Source organism: Dysgonomonas sp. UBA7710, assembly GCF_002482385.1.
Classification (GTDB): domain Bacteria; phylum Bacteroidota; class Bacteroidia; order Bacteroidales; family Dysgonomonadaceae; genus Dysgonomonas.
This window is the reverse complement of sequence record NZ_DLFW01000019.1, coordinates 1-20,956: the sequence shown is the minus strand read 5'-3', so window position 1 is coordinate 20,956 and position 20,956 is coordinate 1. Positions and strand designations below refer to the sequence as shown.

The following is a 20,956-nucleotide window of genomic DNA, read 5'->3' as shown; positions in this document are numbered from 1 at the left end:
TGTCGAACTTCAGGATAATATTTTTTATAATGTCTATAATATCTTGTCAGATTCTGTCCGCAGAAGCATTGAGTTATGGAGAAAACGAAAGTATTTTCATCTTTTATTATAACGGAAAGGATTCGGGATACCTGGAGAGTATCCGGGAAAACCGCCATGAAATGAAAGAACTGGAAGACTTACTATCATCCGCCGAATTAGAGAATAATACCGTGAAACAAATCCGGATTACCTGCTACAGTTCTATTGAAGGTACATGGAATGACAATAAAGAACTGGTGGAAAAACGATTAATAAATTTTACGGAGTATCTGTCTGCCCGTACCGGGATCGAAGAAGAAAAGTTTGTGACCCGCACTGTCCCGGAAGACTGGGACGGACTGGTGCAATTTATTGATACAGACGCCTACATGCCGATGGCAGGGCAGGTCAATGAAATTATCCTGACTACTGACGTGATGAAAGGGAGGGAGAGAAAACTAATGGAACTTAACGGCGGTACTCCTTATCGTTATATGAAAGTAAATTACTTTTACCAGCTGGAGCGTATAGAATGTGCCGTAATCCGGTAAAGGCCAAAATTCCTAATCTGCGGTGAAAAATAAGAATGTCAATTATACAGAAACAGGTATGGAAGTAATTAAACTAGAAGGCGATGATCCACGATTGTATTATCTGGTGGCACATCTTGCCATGAATGAAACCGTACTCGCATATAACCTGAATTATCCTTACAAGACTTCGCCGGAACATTGTTGGTATGTCGCATCCAAAGACGGGGAAACACTTGGTTTCTTACCTGTCAGATGCCGGGAAGGACTTGGGACCATTAATAACTATTACGTGGTCAATGATGATCGGTCCGTTTTTGCCCTGCTTATTCGTGAGCTCATGTGGGACTTATCAGCCGATTACATAGTCGAAGCTGTAGTTCATCTGCGTCACGAAGAAATATTTGCCGCAAATGGTTTTATCGTAAACCTCTGGTGGAAACGGTATGCCAGGATGATACCAAGCCAAACCATGTGGAACGGGCTTACCAGAAAAAAAAATCAGACATGAGTAAGAATGTTTACGACTTGACAATGAGTCGGATCAAAACTTTATTTCAGGAATTTGACAATATATACATATCATTTTCAGGAGGTAAGGATAGCGGTGTACTGCTAAACCTTTGCCTTCATTATATGAAGGAAAACTGTATAGAGAGAAAAATCGGCGTTTTTCACATGGATTACGAAGTTCAGTATAACGAAACTACAAAGTACATCGACCGGGTACTTGAAGCCAACAAAGAATATCTGGAAGTATACCGGGTCTGCGTACCCTTTAAAGTAACTACCTGTACGTCAATGCACCAGATATACTGGCGACCGTGGGATCAACTATGTAAAGATTTATGGGTAAGAGAATTACCTACCGGATGCTATACGCAGGCAGACTTTTCGTTTTATTGCAGTGATATGTGGGATTATGATTTTCAAGAGTTATTCGGAAACTGGTACCATTTGCTTAAGAAAGCCCGAAGGACATGCAGCCTTATCGGTATTCGAACGCAGGAAAGTTATCATAGATGGAAGACCGTATATGGAAATAAGCGGCGATACATGTATAATGAACTGAAATGGACGCGCCTTGTAACCCAGGATGTGTATAATGCTTATCCGTTGTATGATTGGCTAACCACAGATATATGGACTGCCAACGGACGTTTCGGCTGGGACTATAACAACTTGTATGACCTGTATTACCAGGCCGGCGTACCATTAGAGAAACAGCGGGTAGCCAGTCCGTTCCTTTCGGCTGCACAGGAAAGCCTCTCGTTATACCGGGTGTTAGATCCCGATATGTGGGGGAAGATGTTATGCAGAGTAAACGGTGTAAATTTCACGGCACTTTATGGTCATAGCTATGTTGTAGCAAGGAAAAAAGCTATTCTTCCTCCGGGACATACATGGCAAAGTTATATGAACTTCTTATTATCTACATTACCGGAAGATACCCGGATGAATTACCGGCGCAAACTTGCAGTAAGTATAGACTTTTGGCGTACTCGGGGAGGATGTCTGTCAGAGACAACTATTGAGAAGCTTCGGTCATACGGTATTCCGGTCGAAGTACAGAACTACACCAACTATCATACAGATAAGCTACCCGTGCGAATGGAATATCAGGACGATCTGGATATAGCTGATTTTAAAGACTTACCTACATATAAACGGATGTGTATTTGCATTCTGAAGAATGACCATCTATGTAAATATATGGGATTTTCGATGACAAAAAAGGAGCAAGAAGACCGTCAAAGAATAATGGAGTTCTACAAAAATATAAAGTTATGAACGATAAAGCAGGCTATAAGCCTATTACTTATTCAGGTGTCAACAAAGCTGATGACAGCGGGGAAAACCTTGCCATATACCAGCAAACCACAGGATTTATCAGTCCGGTGTACAATATATTACGCGTACCGATAGAAAAAATACGGGCTAATGCTTATAATCCGAATGTGGTTGCTCCTCCCGAAATGCAATTACTGGAGCTATCCATATGGGAAGACGGATATACGATGCCCTGTGTATGTTACTATATTCCTGAGGAGGATGTCTTTGAGCTGGTCGATGGGTTTCACAGGTACCAGGTAATGAAAACCTCAGACAGGATATACAACCGTGAGCAAGGCCATCTTCCGGTATCGGTACTAAACAAGGACCTGTCCGATCGTATGGCCTCTACAATTCGTCACAACCGAGCCCGTGGCACACATAATATCGGTCTGATGACGCATATAGTCGGTGAATTAAAGAACGCAGGTATGAGTGATGACTGGATATTGAAGCATATAGGCATGGATAAAGATGAACTGCTGCGACTTAAACAGATATCCGGACTGGCTGCGCTGTTTGCAAATAGTGATTTCAGTGTGCCGTATAAGCATGGTGAGGAATAGTGGTTGGAGTGACTCAAAGAAATAGGGTTATTGTCAAAGATCATTCTATACATTATGATTAGGTCGTGGCATTCATTGAAAAGTTACAAGATTAGCTTAATACGTCCCTAAAAAAGAATGGAAGCAGTAATATACATCAAAAAAATAGCTTCCAATCCTTTGATTTGAAAGCTATTTTCTACATTTTTCTCTCTGATATCTTTCAGAGTCTGAGCGAAAGACGGGATTCGAACCCGCGACCCCGACCTTGGCAAGGTCGTGCTCTACCAACTGAGCTACTTTCGCATTTTTGCCGCTTGAGAATTCTATTAAACCAACACTATGGCGCTAATTCCCGTTTAGCGAGTGCAAATGTAAAAAATGTTTTTGCTTTCTGCAAGGTTTATCCAAGTAAAATTAACGTGTGACATAAAAAACATCCGGATTCGATGTCGGACTGACTGAATATCTTTGTAAATGCAGGTCAGAAGACTCTGAGATCACCCGTCCATTTTCCATTAAGTTATAAACCCTACCACATTTTGAACATTTAGCATTACCGTCATCCGATGCTTTTACCAATACAGACCTCAATGCCTCATAAGGGCAACTAAGATCATAAGCCAGTAAATCCGGCCTGTCTGTCGCATAAAAACTATTGACAATCAACAGGCCGCCATATCCTAAATATTCACCCACTAATACAGGATATTTCCCATTTATATACTCCTTGCTATTTCCCGGTGTTCGTAATATCTGGTCTGCATAGGCTAAATTTAGCTTAAAATTTACCTGCTCCACCGGAATAACATTCCTCTCCTCCTCTTTCCCACAAGAAGAAACCGCAAACAATAACAAACCTATTATCAATATATCTTTAATCTTTTTCATTTATATATAACGTAAATCAGACAACCAATATTACTTCTTATTGCACTTTAATGCCTCCAGATTTCTTTTCAACCCGCTATACTTTGCCCTTTTCACTGCCGAACCTCTGAAAATCTCCTGATACTCTTCCACTGTCAGCTTATCGAGCCTCTCAAAAGATAGATCCAGAAAAGCCTGCGAGGGATTAAATTCCATAGTCTTATGCGGCTTCGAATACCGGTTCCAAGGGCAAACCTGCTGGCAAATGTCGCATCCGTAAAAACGGTTATTAAGATTAGGTACAATGGCCTCGTCTATCTCTCCTTTATTTTCTATCGTTTGATACGAAATGCACTTATTGGCATCTACCGTCCTGGGCCCGACGATCGCTCCTGTAGGACAAGCCTCAAGACACCGCTTACAGTTACCGCACGAGAGGGACAGAGGTATATCATACTCCAGTTCCAGATTAAGAATCAATTCTCCCAAAAAGAAATAAGAGCCTCTTCCGGGAATGATAAGTAGTGAATTCTTACCGATAAATCCTAATCCCGCCTTTTCCGCCCAATAGCGTTCCAGTACCGGAGCGGTATCAACAAAAGGGCGTCCTTCGACTGATGGGTCTAATGACTTAATGAAATCAAAGAGTCGTTGCAATTTAGCTTTTACCACATCGTGATAATCTTTCCCGTAAGCATAGTATGCAAACTGAGGATTTTCTTCGGGCAACTTTGTCCCCGGATAGTAATTTAATGCCACGCATACTATCGAACGGGCACTTTCAACTAACAAAGCAGGATTGCAACGTTTCTCCACATTACGTGCCATATAGTCCATTCCTGCATAGAATGAATTATCAATCCAGTTTTTATAACCTTCCTGATTTTCCACGTCTACTTTTTCGGCACGGCAGATGCCACAGGCATCGAAACCCAATACCAGGGCATATTCCTTTATTTGAGCAGAAGTTATCAAACCGTCCTGTCATTTTTCACGTTTATCGACCCGCCTTGTTCCGAAATAGTCGAATGCAGCAGGATCTACATATATTTCTTCCTTAGTGTTCTTATTTCTGAAGACAACAAAGTCATGATCTTTAAACCAACCATCTTTAGCATTCTTATGCACATTGTTTCCAAAGAAATATAGCTTCCCTTTTTTGGGTTTAGCTTCCCACACCTTATCCATTCCGAAACGCTTTATCAGGTAGTTGCCCACAGCGGCAGTAAATGAAGCATAACCCACATAATTAGCGCCGCCATTCTCAAATGCTTTATGCGGCTCGCTATCACTATACATTGCTGAGAAATCAAGAGCATCTCCCGTCATATCTAACGATAGATCAATAATGGTTTCTATATCTATATTCGCATCCAGCGATTCGTCGTTTGGCAGGCTCCGGTTGATATAAGACGCCAGCTTTTCGTCCTTTATATCATATGATTTGCGCCCTCCGGCATCCTCATATTTCACAGCCATGCGGTAGATACTGCCTTTCAGAAAAAAAAGTAGTATAATAACGACTACCACAGAGACAATAACCATGTAAATCGTATTCTTCTTCATATATAACTGTATATTATAATATTAATCTAAAAAGTAACAAAAGTAACACTATTTATCAATATTGATGCGGCTACTTTCTGTACGATACATGACAAAAATAGACATTTAACTTACAACCTATCACACCTGCTACATTCTACCCGTTATTTTAACTTTTCCAAAGCCGAATCCCTTATACGATTAACCTTAGTTCACTATTCCGTGTTAAAAAGTAACAACAGTAACACCTTTTCAGTTATCGGTGAACAGTCATCAGTTAACAACTTGTATCCCGTATGATTTTCCGTTCTTCACTTTTGGCTCCGCCGATTTTCAATTCGTTCTTCACTTTTCGTTTTTCACTTATTATTTCCCCCTTCCTCAATCCGTTCTCGATGTATATCCCGGCGGCAGAAACGGATAAAGATTCACCTTGGGCTTCTCTACCGGAGCGGCAGCCGGCTGTGCCTGCAATTTATCCTGTTCATTTTTTAATTCTTCATTTTTCACTTTTAGTTCTTCACTTTCCATTTTTTTATTCTCTTCCAACTCCCGGTTCACGGCCGCCACTATCTCCGGATTGAGCGAGCCGCCCGAACGGAAGCCGTTCCCTTTCAATATCATCAGCTGTCGCCTGGTTTCCTCGTCCTGTACTTCGATGACCAGCGGGCGTTTCTCCCAGCTTTCCAACTGCTGCTTCTCTTTCTTCCTTTCCTCCCGGTCGAGTACATACTTTATAGCGCGGATGCTCGGCGGGCAGAATTTCTTTTCCACTACACGGCATTTCTCCACATCATTCACCGGATCGTTCTTATCGGGGATATAGCTGATCTTCTCTTTTTTCTGTATGTATCCCTCTAATAATTGTTTCAGGCCTATCCGCGCCGAGGCTATCATCACATCTTCGCGGTGGTCGATGGCTTCTTCTACCGCTTCTTTAAATTCGGGCTTTTCTTTTTTCCATTCGTAAAATGTTTTTCTGCTGATCTTGAATGTTTTGCATATTTCGGAAATGCTGCAAAGGTCTTGTTCTATCATCTGGATAATCTCCGAGGCTGTTTTCTCTTTATACTTCATAAGACTTAAATATTAATGTTAATAATCAGTTTCTTATATAGATAAAGATATTTGGTTTTGATAAATTTTTAGTTATGCTGACATAGCCTCTGCTCACGCAGACGCCCGTCTGTGTGTTGCGTAATAAACATTTTTGCCCTGTCAAGCAAGACACGGACTGGAAGTCCGCGCCAGCGGGTGTTTAAGGAATTTACACTTGATAAATTGTTTGATTAGTTATCCAAAAAGAATTTTTTTCAATCCTTTATTTTTATTTAAAAGAAAAATAGTGAAATAAAAAGTTGAGAAAAGGATAATACTTAACAAAAAAGAAAAGAAGTTATTATGTAGTACTTTAGGGTATCTCGGAATTATTGTAACTGTGTAAATGTAAAAGAACAAACCTTGCACCAAATATAAACTCAATGTCTTACTTCCAATATCTAACAATAAAGAATTGATATTTTGTTTTAATAGTTTTGTATAAATGAAATAAACAAATAGAAGAAAACTGATTGAGCATAGACATCCCGTGATAAATCTAAATGCGGATATTTTAATTTCAAATATGCTGGATGGCGTTATATACAAAAAAGCATTTTGCGGATAAATAATAAAACATATAATTGAAGCTGAAAATATAAGAGTGTTATATTTCTTCAGCTTTATGATAATGGTTGATAAGTCTACTTTAGCTACTAAATATCCGATAACAAAATAGGAGTATATGCTTTTTATCCAAGGATACCAAAACATATCGAAAGGTATTGATATAACAATGGGAATGCTTATCAGCCAAAAATAGATATTATCCACCTTTAATTTTTTAGCACAACATGTAATAAAAGAGAATAATAACAAAGCCCAAATAAACCAATAATTCAGTTCAATAACACTAAATAAATCAGTAAATGAAAATGTTTTAAAAATTAAAGATTGCACAAGAAAAGCCAATACACACCATGCTAACATTGGAATAAATGTGTTACAAAATCTATCTTTCAAAAAGTTAAGAATTGACTTCTTTGCTAATGAAAAATAAGTAAAGTATCCACTTATCGCAATAAATAATTGCATGTGAAAAGAGTAAATTGCCTTAAATAAAGAATCATCCCAAAATGGTGCTGTGCTTTTATAGCCAATGAGTTGGATTGAATGACCAAGTATTACAAGATATATCAAGATAGCTTTGACCAGATCCATGTATGTGTTTCGTGTTTTTGTCATGACACAAATTTATAAAATTTATATATCACACTGTATGAGTTAATAATATAATGCGATTTTAGGTAATAACGGAAAAGGGGTAGAATAAAAGCCCCTCATTTGGCGAAGGCCCTGCCCCCGCTATAGCACGATTGCATCATGTGACGGTCAATAACCCTCTGCTCGCGCAGACGTCCCGTCTGTGTGTTGCATAGTAAACATTTTTGCTCTATCAAACAAGACACGGACTAGGAGTCCGCGTCAGCGGATTACCGCACTATTATATCATATGGTAATGATAATTCAAATCATTTACCCAGCAACCCCTTACTTACATACCATCTGAATTGCATCAATTTCCAGCCCTTGCCCGGAGAAAGCGCCAGTGTGTATCCGGCAAACAGGACAAGAGATGCCATCCATTTCTTGCATTCCGCCAATACCCTGTTCCGGTATGCCTTCGGGGAGACACCTTTTGTGCGGATTCGCTCGCTTTTTCCTATAGAATATGTCAGTTCTCTGAAATGTGCTTTGGTCAGTTTCTTTTCGGGTATATAGTGATAAATACCCATCTGCGGCAGATAGTAGAATTGTTCGCTGCCACGTATAAGCCTGTCGTAAAGGTCTTTTTCCTCCGCCCCGATCAGCCCTGTGCCTTTCCGTCCGAGTTCGACATTGAAAAGCCCGTATTTTTCAAAAACTTCCTTTCTGAATGCGGAATTTCCTCCTCCGGGATATTTTCCGTTCCTGAACGGTTTCACTTTATCGCCTTCATATAATGCACCTCCAAGAAGCTGCTCAGTATAATGGGATAGCCATTTCGGCTTTTCCACCTCATAGACGGGGACAATAGGGCCCCCGCAGGCATTCACCTCCGGGTAGGCATCAAAAAAAATATTTATTGAAGGCAAATATGATTCGAATACAGTAGCGTCATCATCCACAAAAACAAGAATATCTCCCCTACTCTCCTTCACACCTCTGTTGCGGGCATACGACAGCCCCTGATTTGTCTCGATAAAATAGCGGAATCGGACCTGTGGATAATCTTCCCTGAACCGGTTGCAGATATTTTCCGTACTGTCTGTACTGTTATTATTTATAAGGACTATCTCATAGTCCGTGTATGAAAAATCCTGTTCTGCAATGCTTTTCATGGCATTATAGATATATTTTTCCCTGTTGTAAGTACAAAATATGACGGAAAATTTCATTCTGTCTCGTTTTTCTCTGTCATTCTGAACGAAGTGAAGAATCTCATGTTTTGTAGATTCTTCACTTCGTTCAGAATGACAAGAGTATATTTATTCTTCTCGTTTTTTCCTGACAAAAGGTATTACCACCATACCAATCAGCAGCAATACCAGAACAGCAGATGAAGCGGTAGCAACAGTGCGGCTCAGGTAATAGTCTTTAGGTTCGAACTTGAATACAATTTCATGCTCGCCCGCAGGAACACGCATCGCCCTCAGTGTCCAGTCGGCACGGAAATGCGGCGCTTCCTTGCCATCAATATATGCCTGCCAGCCGTCGGAGAAATAAACCTCTGATAATACTGCTAGTTGCTCGGTTGCGGCTTTCGACTTATATTTAAGTATATTCGGTTTATATTCAGTCATTTTAATCGTAGCTGTCGAATCCGCAACGATATTCAGCCCCGACAACTCCTGTTCGAAACGTTTATCTACAACCGCCATTTCAAGCGGGTTAAGGGTATTAACAGCCGCGATTTCCTCATCGGCATTACTCACAAACTTATATGCCGGTACAAACCATGCTTCACCCAGAGCATAGGGGTTCACTATCGGCGCCAGTTCCGGATGATAAATCACATATTTGGCATTCAGCATATTCAAAGCTGTGGTGGCTCCAAACATCGGAGAAATACTATCTTGCATAACCTGGATGATAGTCTCGGGACTCCCTTGTCCTTGTTGAAGTTTAGCGACTTCCTGTTGCAATAAAGCATTCGCTTTTTGCCGGATAAATCCGACCTCATTAAATAAACGGTGGTCTATCAACTCCTGATAACGTTTCAGTTTGGCAGCATGATAACCGCCTATAGATTTATGATAATAAGATGTATTAGCATCCTCGAATGTATTTGCAAGATTCAATACCCTGTACGATGGATATTTATCCTGCAGGATAATCTTATCAACTGTCGCTTGTGGGAAACTTTGCGTTTCGTATGTATTTTTATTTACAAATTTAGAGTCATTCAGATAACGTTTATCTATACCCCAAAGATCAACCAATACCAATAATATGATAGCGATGGAAGCATATAATGCCAGTTTTTGTTTTTCCATCTTTGTCCGAAGCGAGAAAAACAGTACTGCACCTGCCAGCAATACAAATATCAATGAACGCAGTGCATCGGACGACAACAGATCTTTACGGTCGGCAAGCAAAGCATTGTAATACCAATCAGGAACCTGTGTGCGCCATGCGGCATCGGATTCAGCCATAAAATTAAAGAAGAAACCCGGAGCGATCCAAAAGAACAGGCACAACCCACCTATTACACCAAGAGAGATATAAAGCGCCTTTTTCAGTTTTTCTTTATCTATATCTGCCGTGAAAAACTCCTTCAGTCCCCATACGGCAATTATCACCATCGTGAGAGCCGGAATAACCAAGGCTGTAGATACCGCCCTAAACTTGCTATACAGAGGAAAGTGGTAGAAGAACAGATCATTGAACCACTCCATATTCTTACCCCATGCAAGAAAAATAAAGAATACGGTGGCAGCCAATAGTCCCCACTTTACTTTGCTACGGATAACAATCATCCCCAATACAAAAAGGAAACATATAATCACCCCGAAATAGACAGAGCCCTGAGTGAATGGCTGGGCACCCCAGTATGTATAAGCCTTTATTCCTTTAGGGTCTACCTGCGCCCCTTGTTTCACCATTTCTTTATACAAATTCGAAGACTGGTCCAATGTACCGCCGGATACTCCCCCGTATATATTCGGTATCATCAGGGTGAAAGTCTCTGCTTTCCCGTAACTCCATGCAAAGACATAATCTTTGTCGAGCCCCGTCGATTGTTTTTCTCCGGAAGAAGCTGCAGCAGCGGTAAGCTCCGATTTTCCCCGTGTACTTTCCCTTGCCATTTCCATATTGGCATAGATACTCCCCATATTACATAAAGCAGCGAGTACGAGTGCGACAGCCATCGCCCCGGATGCTTTAAGTAATGATTTAATATCTTTCTCCGAAATCATCTGCACGGCAAACGCAATGAACAGAATAGCACAAAGGATGCCTGTATAATAAGTTATCTGCAAGTGATTGCTTTTAATCTGCAATGCCAGTCCCAAGGCAACGAGGAAACCTCCGAGAAGTATTTTCTTTCGGAACAGCACCATTATTCCCGCCACGATCAGCGGCATATAAGCGAGTGCCCACGCTTTGGTTACATGTCCGGCTTCGAGTATGACGATATTGTAGGATGACAGCGAATAGGCGATTGCCCCAAGTATGGAAAATCCGGGTTTGAAACCCATCAGGCAGAATAATATATAAGCCATCAGCATCCCTGCAAAGACAGGCCCGGCCGAACTTCCACCCAAGGCTTTCAACGGATATTCTATATAATCGAGAAAATTGGGACTTCCTCCCCATATCCCTATCTGGTAGGCAGGCATACCGGAAAATATAGCTCCTGTCCAGGCGGAAGATTCTCCTTCATTGTTATAATATTCGCGCAATTCCTGTGATCCCCCGGTATAGTGCATCACGTCGTTCTGAGACAATATCTTACCTTCCATCAACGGGCTGAAATAAATCATTGTTATTGCCAAAAAAGCTATAATCGCAATAATATGCGGCAATATTTTCCCAACTAATGATTGTTCCTTTTTTATCATCCTATTTTATTATTTTTTGTTTTTCTTCAGTATATAAATCAGCGAACTGCTTTTTCTCTTATCGGCTAATGTACGCAGAAAGAATATTCCGCCTTTAGCCAGTCCGACTACAGTAGCAAAAGAGGTTCCTTTATTTTTTTCGCTAAGCATGGAAATATAAAAAGCATCGAAATACATCGGCTTCACATCTGTCACTTCGAAGTGGTGTTTCTCTGCCAGACGCTCGAAATCGGAAAGAGAAAAATGCCACAGATGACGGGGTACGTCATAAGCTGCCCAGTGTTCTTTATAATGAACGGCATCGAAAGAGCTTTTATTAGGTAATGCGATAATAACAGTCCCTTCATTTTTTAATATCGTGGAAAGATGGTGCATCACACGGTTCAGATGTTCCATATGTTCGAGTACGTGCCACATGGTTATGACATCTTTTGTTTTTTCGCAAACCTTGTACAGATAATCGGAACTCTGGCAATCGATATCAAACTTCTGCTTTGCATACTTACGTGCGAACTCCGATTTTTCGATACCCGTCACAATCCACTTTTCCTCTTTCATCTTATTCAGGAAATAGCCTGTACCGGAACCGATATCAAGGAGCATCCCAGTTTTTTTAGAAGCGTAACGGCTTACTATTTTCGATTTGGATTTCAATGCCATCTTCCTCGCCAAATGGTACAAGGTATTTATAACACCTCTGTGTGTATCGGAATGGGAGATGTATTCCGGGGCATCATAATAAGGGCCGATTTCGTCTTCGGCAGGAAAATCCTGCGTAAGCGCAAAACCACAAGTTTTACACTGGTAAATATCAAAGACTTCCTGTGTTGTCAGATAATCTTTACAGGACAGATACGGAACCAGTTCGGTACTTCCGCAAACAGGGCATATATCAGTGTGTATTTTCTTCATAAACGCTTAAATTGGGTCCTGTCCACTTCATCGAAATCCTTGATAATCTGGCAATCCGCCCAATCAGTATAGTCATCATCATTGGAATCGACAACGATAATTTTTCCGGCCCGGGCATTTCTTGCAGATTGTAAACCTGCGACGGCATCTTCAAAGATAATTACTTCTCCGGGTTTTTTATTTATTACAGACAATGCAGTCTGGTATATCTGAGGATCGGGCTTGCCTTTTATCTTACCATTATTGTAAACTACCTTATCATATTCGAACCACCTGGAGAGTGGCAGGTATTCGAAGTAAAAATCAAGATTTTCTTTTCCTGATGCCGTCGCTATTGTAAAAGGAATATTTTCATCTTTCAGGAAATCGAGAAAACCGGTAACTCCGGGAGCCAGTTGCATGTCTGTCTTTAAGCATAATTCCTGATAAAGCAGTTCTTTTTCCATTGTATAATCGATTATCTGCTGATCGGAAAGTTGCCCGCCAAAAATAGAGATAAATAAATCCCGGTTATTTTTCCCGTGCATTTTGGAAAATTTATCTTCATCGGAAAGATATAAGTCATGCTTTGTCAGGAAAATATCCCATGCTTTGTTATGCAACTTGGTATCCCAAAACAATGTCCCGTTAAAATCGAAAATTACTCCTGAAAACGACATCTGTTAAATATTAAAATCAGCCACAAATGTACGAAATACTTGGATATGGTCGCAGACCTTTTTATGACTTTTATGAGTATAAGGCCTAATTTTAAATTCGCAGGACTTTTTATTACGTTAATTAATAAAACATTATAGATAAAAATACATTATTAGCAGCCTCTTTTCTTTATATTCCGACACGCGTCTTACCTGTACTAATATCTCTTATCTGAATCAGTAGTTGAGTTTTAACGTTCAATTACATTACTTATATAAATATATATAAGAATATCTATTATTATTTTTATACTTTTAATTAAAACTTTTGAGCTTACTTTAATGTTAAATAGTCAAATAAGCTATAACAGTAATACACAAAAGCAGACACATTATGAAAAATTTGAGAAAAGCAATCGAAGGACGCCGTACTTATTACAGCATCAGTGATAAAAGTCCTGTATCGAACGAGGAAATAAAAGAAATCATCGATTTTGCAGTATTAAACGTTCCGTCAGCATTCAATTCCCAATCGACAAGAGTAGTTCTTTTATTGAACGACAATCATAAGAAATTGTGGAATATAGTAAAGGAAGTATTGAAAAAAATAGTTCCTGCCGATGCATTTCCATCGACAGAAGCAAAAATAGACAATGCTTTTGCTGCCGGTTACGGCACAGTGTTATTCTACGAAGACCAAAATGTTGTGGAAGGCTTGCAAAAGGCATTTCCTTCATATAGCGACAACTTCCCTGTATGGTCGCAACATACATCGGCTATGCATCAGTTCACCATCTGGACAATGCTTGAAGAAGTGGGATTCGGAGCATCGCTGCAACATTACAACCCTATAATAGATGAAGAAGTAGCTAAGTCTTTTTCTATCGATGCTAAATGGAAGTTGATCGCTCAAATGCCATTCGGCACTCCTACCAGCGAACCTGCGCCAAAAGAATTTCAACCGCTCGACGAAAGAATTGTGGTTTTTAAATAAGCAGGTGATTACATATAATTCAAAAGCGGATGAATATTGATTTCATCCGCTTTTTCTGTTTAATCTCTCACTACTAATCTACAAATAAGGTCGCAGACCTTTTGTTTGTTATAATCAAAATACTATTACATCAAATCCTTTCTACTTCTCACAGTTCTTCGAAACGTGCCTGGAAGAAACGAAGATATTTCGGTTCATAAACCATTTTCAATCCTCTTGCCTTCTCCCTGTTTTTATACATTTCTATAATACTCCATGCTGCCACATCGAAATGCGCCTGTGTATATACACGCCGGGGAATAGTAAGGCGTACCAGCTCCAGCGCAGGATAATAATGGTCGCCCGTCTCCTTATTCCTTCCTGCAGAAACAATTCCGCGTTCCATACCCCTCACTCCTGATTCTACAAATAGATCGGCGGCTAATTTCTGTGCCGGAAACTGATCCTGTGGAATATGGGAATAAAACTTTTTGGCATCCAGAAATACTCCATGACCGCCTATTGGTAAAACAATCGGAATCCCGGCATCTTTTAGCAGGTTGCCAAAATATTCTACCTGTCTTACACGTGAAGCAATCATATCATCCTGAACGGCTTCGATTAAACCCTGTGCCATTGCTTCCATATCGCGACCGGCTAGTCCGCCATAGGTAGGCATACCTTCGTAAACCACAATCAGGCTGCGGAGTTCATCAAACAGATCGGGGTCATTGCACATTACCAGCCCTCCTATATTCACATACAGGTCTTTCTTGGCGCTTACTGTCGCGGCATCGCTATATGAGCAAAATTCATGGTTAATATCTTCTATTGTTCTGTTTATGTATCCTTCTTCACGTTGCTGGATAAAGTAAGCGTTTTCGATATTACGGGTGGCATCCAATACAACCTTAATACCATGTTTATGTGCAAGTTCGGATACAGCTTTCATATTCGCCATACTTACAGGCTGACCTCCGGCCATATTTACCGGAGCACCTACTGTAATATATGCTATGTTTTTTGCTCCTTTATCATTTATCAGTTTTTCAAACTTATCCAGATCTATATTCCCTTTGAACGGGTGATCCGACTGGCTTTTATGCGCTTCGTCTATAATCACATCAACGAATGTACCTCCGGCAATTTCCTGATGCTGGCGTGTAGTGGTAAAATACATATTTCCGGCAACAAACTGCCCGGGTGTGATAGTACATTTACTCAACAGGTTTTCCGCCCCCCGCCCCTGATGGGTAGGTAAAATATATTTATATCCGTAATATTTCCGACAAACTTCTTCCAGGTAATAGTAGCTCCGACTACCTGCATATGCTTCATCACCTATCATCATACGCGACCATTGCATATCGCTCATAGCATTTGTTCCGCTATCGGTAAGCAAGTCGATATATACATCATCGGCATGAAGCAGGAACGTATTCCACCCGGCCTCTTTCATTGCTTTTAAACGATGTTCGCGTGTTGTTGTTTTCAATGGTTCTACAACTTTGATGCGGTAGGGCTCTGCCCATGGTTTCTTAGAGAATGCCATACTGTAGTATTTTAGGGTTAAACTTCTATATCGAGAATATACTAACCAAGGCTAACAGCTATCTATTTGACTATAAAGACAGCGACATTCAACAAATATAAGATATTTAGATGAGAAAATAAGCAATGAACTCATTTATTTTTCTATCATTTTATCACAAAGTAATTTACTTAACAAATAGACTCTCCAAGTTTATTTATCTTTATTCTTTTTATCCTTTCTGAATTCGTAAGGATGAACCGGATTCTTCATACTCCATATATTCAACTTCTGACGACGGGCCGATTGCTCCCAAGCCTCAAGTTTCGGGTCATTCGCATAATAGCTGTAATACCATGCCAGACCGTTGCGCACCATTTCTTCATTCAGGTTCACGCCATTCACAAATGCAACACCCAGGATACGGCCATATTGGTCTGTATTCTTCTTTTCTATAGTAACCATCTTCCCATAGCATAAATCATTCAGGAATTCGCGCGATTTAGTCCCGAAATCCTGTCCACGCTCGGGCGCATCTATGGCGTACAAGCGAATCTTAACCTGTTCATTATTGTCCGTCAGCAGGGAAAAAGTATCTCCATCGGCAACACTTATTACCTTTCCTTTCAATGGTTCCGGTTGGATATCACTCTCCCCCTCTCGTGTATAGGCTGTATAAACAATCAGCGCAGTGCTTAGAAGAAGAAATAATATGGATAGTATTTTTTTCATTAGAAGGGTATTTGGGATATATTGTCGGATATGTAGTAGTTGGGATTTATGCAATAGCAATCGTTGGCCTGTTTACATCGGTAGTATATACAATTATAAATGATAAATAAGCTTATGACTCTCCAAGAAAAAGTTCAAAAAATACCAACCTCATCTCTTTCAAAATGTACAGTATAATTGCCCGGTAGCATCGGCAAACGGCATTCCGAAAGGATAATACTGCGTACTCTGAACCACCGATACCACTGCATTGGCCACTATCCGGACGTTACCCAAATGATTTTGAATATAAAAGTAATATTTTTCATCTTCATAATAACCACCATCGACTAATATTCTTTTAAATGACAGGAGTTATAACCATTAGCTCAAAAAAGGTAACAAAAGTAACAGACTTTTCAATAACTTTTATCCTGTATCTTTTTTGCTCCGCTGAACAAAATGTATATGCTATAGATAAATAATCCTGCCGACGATGATACCGGCAGGATTATAATTATTGCTGTGCAACACTCAGACGGGGCGTCTGCGCGAGCGGGTGAAAAATCAGATAAATAAAAACCCCGCCCGGTACAAACTGCGGGGTTATAAATATTAAGTTATCTAATACAAGCCAATCCTTGATGTTCACATAATTTCTGATTCTTATTTTCTAATTTGATCCTATCAGTAAAAATTAAACTTAAAGTATCGTTACCTCTGTCTGAATACATCTGTAAATACAGATTTTCATCATCCAAAATTTTAATATCAGCTCTACTTGTGGAGTAGATTGTTTTATCTATCCCAAACAAATATACCTGTTGTAGCTCTTTTTCTTTAAACTTAAAAATAAGGATTGAGCCAAAATTACAGAAAGAACCATTACATCCATAATAATATCCTTCCATTATTAAAAAATAATTTGTGTCATTCTTTGCAATTAAAGGTGTAAAACCTTCAATATTATCTATAGAATCACCTCTATATACCCCAAAGTAATTTTCACATTCAGAGCAGTCCATATTAATTATATGATTATAAATACTATCGTTATAATCAATACTAAAGCCTGTATATAAATCTCTGACAAAAGGATTACTTTCATCAAAAACAGAGTCCTTTTGAAAAGTATTTATCATATTAAGTTTTCCATACTCAAAATCAAAGGAAGATATCAAACTAATAGTTTTATTATCTTGAATAGTATCAAATTCTATAAAATCAATATTATTATTTGAAGATGATTTAGCAAATTGATTTTGACAGGCCATTGTAAATATATTTATAACAATGGTAACACATACAATGAGTCTATTTAAGTACATTATTATATTTAAATTTAGTTATTTGGTTTGATGTACTGACTGGATATCCCGTAAAAAATCTATTAGATGTAGAACCGGAACCTGTTCTTGCTCCCCTCCATTGAGTCGCTGTTTTTCCATCGAGACTTGTAGTATAATCAATCCCTGTAGAACTTACAGCATTCAACGCTGCGGCATTGGAGTTTTTCATTGCAGCATTATTGTTACGTCCTCCTAAAGTGGTATTCATAAATTTCGCATAAGCTTTCGTTGCTGTACCTGGCAAATTCTGAATATTACCCATTCTTGCTTCGTGAGAATCATTATTATATCTAAGTTTATCTATTGATTTTTGAAGAGTTCCTCCAGCTTCCTCTTGTCTATTTACTATTGCGTTAGCAACTCTAAATTTATCTGTTGTATTATTATCATACGTTTCATTATAAGCAAATGCTGCTAATTGCTGAAATTCAGAATGCGTGACTCCTGTCTCTTCCGTTACGTTCGTTATTTGGGTTTCATCAAAAATAACAGTATTACCTGCATCATCTGTTTGATAGTTATCATTCTGTACTGCATAAAGAATATCATCATCCATACCGTCTGTACCTAAATATGTTCCATTCATAGCATAATAATCACCGTATGCCATTCCCGTTGGATCAATAAACCTCAATGGATTATTATTACAATACGCATACGGACTAATGCTATAATACTTTTCCGCCATTGGATCAATTGTAGGCATAACAGGAAAATCTAAAGCCAGATACCTTGCACTATAATCATACCAATTCAGCCCATTCCTCCCATCCAACTCCTTATTATTATACTTGTACGGCTGAACACTTACTCCCGCCGCATCCGCAAACGGCATTCCGAAAGGATAATACTGCGTACTCTGAACCACCGATGCCGCCGCATTGGCTACTATCCGGTTGTTGCCCAGATGGTCGGTAATGTAAAAGTAATAATTTCCTCCTTCATTATAACCCCCATCGACCAATATTCTTTTCAGTGTGTTGTTTTCATAGATGATATTACCCACGTAATCAGTCGTAGCGCTCATTGTCAGCGAGCTTACATTTATTCCTGAGCCTATGACAGGCGCAGTATTGTAGTTCGGGTTCCATTTCTGAACAACTTTCAACTTCTGTCCCGATGCCGAATAAGTATATTCATTCCGTCCTTCGGCATTCATATTCTTTATATCCACCATTTGCGGCAGGTTCAGCGTGTTGTAGGTTATAGCCGATATTCCCTTGTTCAGGTCCTTAACCATCGCCCCGTTGGCATTGTAAGTATATTCGATACCTGTCCCCTTGGTATAATCCTTAAAATCCATAGACGCATTCAGAGTTACATTAGGCCCTGCGTCCGTAATATATTTCAACTGGTTACCGGTATGCTCGGCAGTCAGGTTGTCTATAATCCCGTAGGCGGAGGCTGTCGTCATGCCATAGCGTTGCAGGGTTTTAATGTTGCCGTGCTTGTCGTAGGTATACGAGGCTGCAAAGTTGGTAGGGGATTCACCCGTATAGACTGCGCCTTTCAACCGGGAAAGGTTGTCATAGGTAAAGGTGTATTTTCTTGTCTTTCCTGCCTGTCCCCACTGCATGGATGATATATTACCGTTATAGCTATAGGTTAATGCCTGGTTGAAATGCGCGTTAGTTATACTGTTAGTCCATGAACGGATGTTGTAGGCATAAATAGTATTCAGGTTCGCCTGTCCCCCTTTCTTATTTGTCTTTAGCCTTCCCAAATCATCATACGTATTTTCAGCCAGTGCGACTTGCGGTTTTACCGTTGTCCCGTCTGTCAGTTGGTGGGTGGTGGTCAGCAACCGGCCGGCATGGTCGTAGGTGTAAGCATAGACTTCGGTCTGGGTGTTTTTACCTGTGGCCTGATGTATATGCTTCCTTTGCGTCGGTTGTCCCGTGAAGTTGTAAGCGATATATTCCTTTTCAATTCCTCCGGTCAGGTGGTTGTTGCCTTTGGTTTGTACCAGTTGTTTTTTATTGTTATAGTACATCACCGAATAGAGGTATGTTGAACCGGTTGTTCCGTCGGCATTCATCTGCGCGGTTATACTTCCGGTTAGCAGGCCTTTGTTCTTATACTTATTGGCCTCGGTATAGTCTGTTCCATACCATGTACCATAGCCTGTTTCGGGGTTATACTCCGTGCCGCCTGACGGTATTTCAGCCATGCCCCGGAAATCATAGCTGTCATAGAAATTAACGGACAGGATGGACGGGCTATTGGTGAATGTCTTATTGACGCCATCGACCTGTATATTATATCTTTTGTAGCTTCCTGAACTTGCATATACGCCTTTGACCACCTTATTGCTTACCGGGATGGTATCCTTGCAAATGCCGGTCAGCACCACCCGACCGAAAGCATCGGGGATAGTGAAGGTCCATTCCTTCGGGCTTTTATTATACTGTACACCATCCTGCGTATAAATCAGCCTGTCAGCCTTATCATAGACATAAGATATCCATTCGCAGCCCGGTATTTTCTTGGCTATACAGCGGTTGCGCGTGTCGTATTTATATAGGTAAGCCAACTCATTGAGTTTAGCTTGCGTTATCCCCTCATCCTGAATCCGTGGGGGAAGGACAAAACACTGATTGCCGAAGTCGTTATAGACATAATAAGTATCAAGGGGTGTTGTTCCGTCCATCTGTCTTGTCAGGACTATCTGTCCCAGTTTGTCCTTGAATTCATAGGACGTATTGCCGTCCTCGTCCTTTATCTCTGTGACATAGAGCTGCCCTGTCGCATAATTTGTGCTTTGGCTCAGGGTAGGACTTTGGTTGCTACCCCCGGCTAAATAAAGCTTACAATTGAGTCTGGCATCACCCGCTATATTGGTCAGATAAGCCGTACTCACTTTTTTACCGTTATTATGCCAGTCCTGCCCGGGGCCGTATTCTTCCAATACCCTGTTCAATGGTGAGGCTTCGTAGAGGGGATAGGTATAAGGCTTCTGGTCGTTGGCATTGGTGGCTTTTATATATCCTTTCGCCGTTTCTAAAGGGACAAATGCCCCATTGTTGCTTGTGCTTACCTTACCGGCAAGCCAAGTGTTGCTCTCACGCCCGAAAGCGTCGTATTCCTGTATAGAGACCAGGTCTTTGCCATCCGGGGTGATGCCCCGCTGTACGGTTTGCATGGGGCGGCCTAGGCCGTCGAAATACTGGATGGTTTCCATATAGCGGCTGCCATCGTCAGTAGTATAGGTCTTGGTCTGTATATAGTTTTGATTAGAACTGACGGACGATACCGCCCCGGCATAAGGATCGCAGGTGGAAGCATTGACCGTCAGGGTCAGGCTCTTTCCCGCAGACGAGACAAAACTGAAGCCGGGCAACAGAGTTATACTCTG

18 protein-coding genes and 1 tRNA gene are annotated in these 20,956 nt (G+C 40.4%); 5 read left to right on the top strand and 14 right to left on the bottom strand.

Annotated features, from left to right (window positions below; all coding sequences use genetic code 11):
- The first annotated feature begins 29 nt into the window (after positions 1-29).
- From B3317_RS05945 to B3317_RS05930, 4 genes are read left to right on the top strand one after another with little or no spacing between them, the layout of a single operon-like run.
- Positions 30-572, top strand: coding sequence for a hypothetical protein (locus B3317_RS05945; RefSeq protein WP_291109586.1), 543 nt, complete (start codon positions 30-32; stop codon positions 570-572).
- Positions 573-594: 22 nt separating this feature from the next.
- Positions 595-1,062 carry a hypothetical protein gene (locus B3317_RS05940; RefSeq protein WP_291109584.1) on the top strand — a complete coding sequence of 156 codons (468 nt, stop codon included), beginning with the start codon at positions 595-597 and terminating at the stop codon, positions 1,060-1,062.
- On the top strand, positions 1,059-2,342 hold the full coding sequence (locus B3317_RS05935; protein ID WP_291109582.1) for a DUF3440 domain-containing protein: 1,284 nt from the start codon (positions 1,059-1,061) through the stop codon (positions 2,340-2,342). The genes B3317_RS05940 and B3317_RS05935 overlap by 4 nt, the downstream gene beginning before the upstream one ends.
- Positions 2,339-2,950: an IbrB-like domain-containing protein gene (locus B3317_RS05930; RefSeq protein ID WP_291109580.1), complete on the top strand. Its 612-nt coding sequence runs from the start codon at positions 2,339-2,341 to the stop codon at positions 2,948-2,950. Before B3317_RS05935 ends, B3317_RS05930 begins: the two co-directional genes overlap by 4 nt.
- 212 nt (positions 2,951-3,162) lie before the next feature.
- Here the strand turns inward: B3317_RS05930 and B3317_RS05925 are convergent.
- The 10 genes from B3317_RS05925 to B3317_RS05880 all read right to left on the bottom strand — a co-directional run bounded on the left by B3317_RS05925 (position 3,163) and on the right by B3317_RS05880 (position 13,058).
- Positions 3,163-3,235, bottom strand: a tRNA-Gly gene (locus B3317_RS05925).
- Positions 3,236-3,346: 111 nt separating this feature from the next.
- Positions 3,347-3,820: a hypothetical protein gene (locus B3317_RS05920; RefSeq protein ID WP_291109578.1), complete on the bottom strand. Its 474-nt coding sequence runs from the start codon at positions 3,818-3,820 to the stop codon at positions 3,347-3,349.
- Between the two features lie 30 nt (positions 3,821-3,850).
- Positions 3,851-4,774 (bottom strand): tRNA epoxyqueuosine(34) reductase QueG, encoded by a 924-nt coding sequence (gene queG, locus B3317_RS05915; RefSeq protein ID WP_291109576.1) that lies wholly within the window; start codon positions 4,772-4,774, stop codon positions 3,851-3,853.
- A gap of 9 nt (positions 4,775-4,783) precedes the next feature.
- Positions 4,784-5,365 carry a hypothetical protein gene (locus tag B3317_RS05910; protein ID WP_291109574.1) on the bottom strand — a complete coding sequence of 194 codons (582 nt, stop codon included), beginning with the start codon at positions 5,363-5,365 and terminating at the stop codon, positions 4,784-4,786.
- A 360-nt stretch (positions 5,366-5,725) separates the two neighbouring features.
- Positions 5,726-6,421 carry a phBC6A51 family helix-turn-helix protein gene (locus B3317_RS05905; protein WP_291109572.1) on the bottom strand — a complete coding sequence of 232 codons (696 nt, stop codon included), beginning with the start codon at positions 6,419-6,421 and terminating at the stop codon, positions 5,726-5,728.
- 216 nt (positions 6,422-6,637) lie between these two features.
- A complete protein-coding gene (locus B3317_RS05900; RefSeq protein ID WP_291109570.1) occupies positions 6,638-7,603 on the bottom strand; it encodes an acyltransferase family protein in 966 nt (321 codons plus the stop codon).
- 311 nt (positions 7,604-7,914) lie between these two features.
- Positions 7,915-8,820, bottom strand: a complete 906-nt coding sequence (locus tag B3317_RS05895) for a glycosyltransferase family A protein (RefSeq protein ID WP_291109568.1) — start codon at positions 8,818-8,820, stop codon at positions 7,915-7,917.
- 90 nt (positions 8,821-8,910) lie between these two features.
- Positions 8,911-11,487 (bottom strand): hypothetical protein, encoded by a 2,577-nt coding sequence (locus B3317_RS05890; RefSeq protein ID WP_291109566.1) that lies wholly within the window; start codon positions 11,485-11,487, stop codon positions 8,911-8,913.
- A gap of 9 nt (positions 11,488-11,496) precedes the next feature.
- Positions 11,497-12,399 (bottom strand): class I SAM-dependent methyltransferase, encoded by a 903-nt coding sequence (locus B3317_RS05885; RefSeq protein ID WP_291109564.1) that lies wholly within the window; start codon positions 12,397-12,399, stop codon positions 11,497-11,499.
- On the bottom strand, positions 12,396-13,058 hold the full coding sequence (locus tag B3317_RS05880) for an HAD family hydrolase (protein WP_291109562.1): 663 nt from the start codon (positions 13,056-13,058) through the stop codon (positions 12,396-12,398). The genes B3317_RS05885 and B3317_RS05880 overlap by 4 nt, the downstream gene beginning before the upstream one ends.
- A 373-nt stretch (positions 13,059-13,431) precedes the next feature.
- Between B3317_RS05880 and B3317_RS05875 the strand changes: the two genes are divergently transcribed.
- Positions 13,432-14,031: a nitroreductase family protein gene (locus B3317_RS05875; protein WP_414647454.1), complete on the top strand. Its 600-nt coding sequence runs from the start codon at positions 13,432-13,434 to the stop codon at positions 14,029-14,031.
- Between the two features lie 148 nt (positions 14,032-14,179).
- Here B3317_RS05875 and B3317_RS05870 read toward each other — a convergent pair whose 3' ends face one another.
- From B3317_RS05870 to B3317_RS05855, 4 genes are all read right to left on the bottom strand, one after another.
- Positions 14,180-15,562 carry a tyrosine phenol-lyase gene (locus B3317_RS05870; protein WP_291109560.1) on the bottom strand — a complete coding sequence of 461 codons (1,383 nt, stop codon included), beginning with the start codon at positions 15,560-15,562 and terminating at the stop codon, positions 14,180-14,182.
- A gap of 192 nt (positions 15,563-15,754) precedes the next feature.
- The gene (locus tag B3317_RS05865) at positions 15,755-16,273 is read right to left on the bottom strand and encodes a thermonuclease family protein (protein WP_291109558.1); all 519 of its coding nucleotides are present in this window, start codon (positions 16,271-16,273) and stop codon (positions 15,755-15,757) included.
- 599 nt (positions 16,274-16,872) lie between these two features.
- Positions 16,873-17,526, bottom strand: coding sequence for a hypothetical protein (locus tag B3317_RS05860; RefSeq protein WP_291109556.1), 654 nt, complete (start codon positions 17,524-17,526; stop codon positions 16,873-16,875).
- A 40-nt stretch (positions 17,527-17,566) separates the two neighbouring features.
- The coding region (locus tag B3317_RS05855) for a DUF6443 domain-containing protein (RefSeq protein ID WP_349680493.1) at positions 17,567-20,956 on the bottom strand (3,390 nt) is incomplete at its 5' end.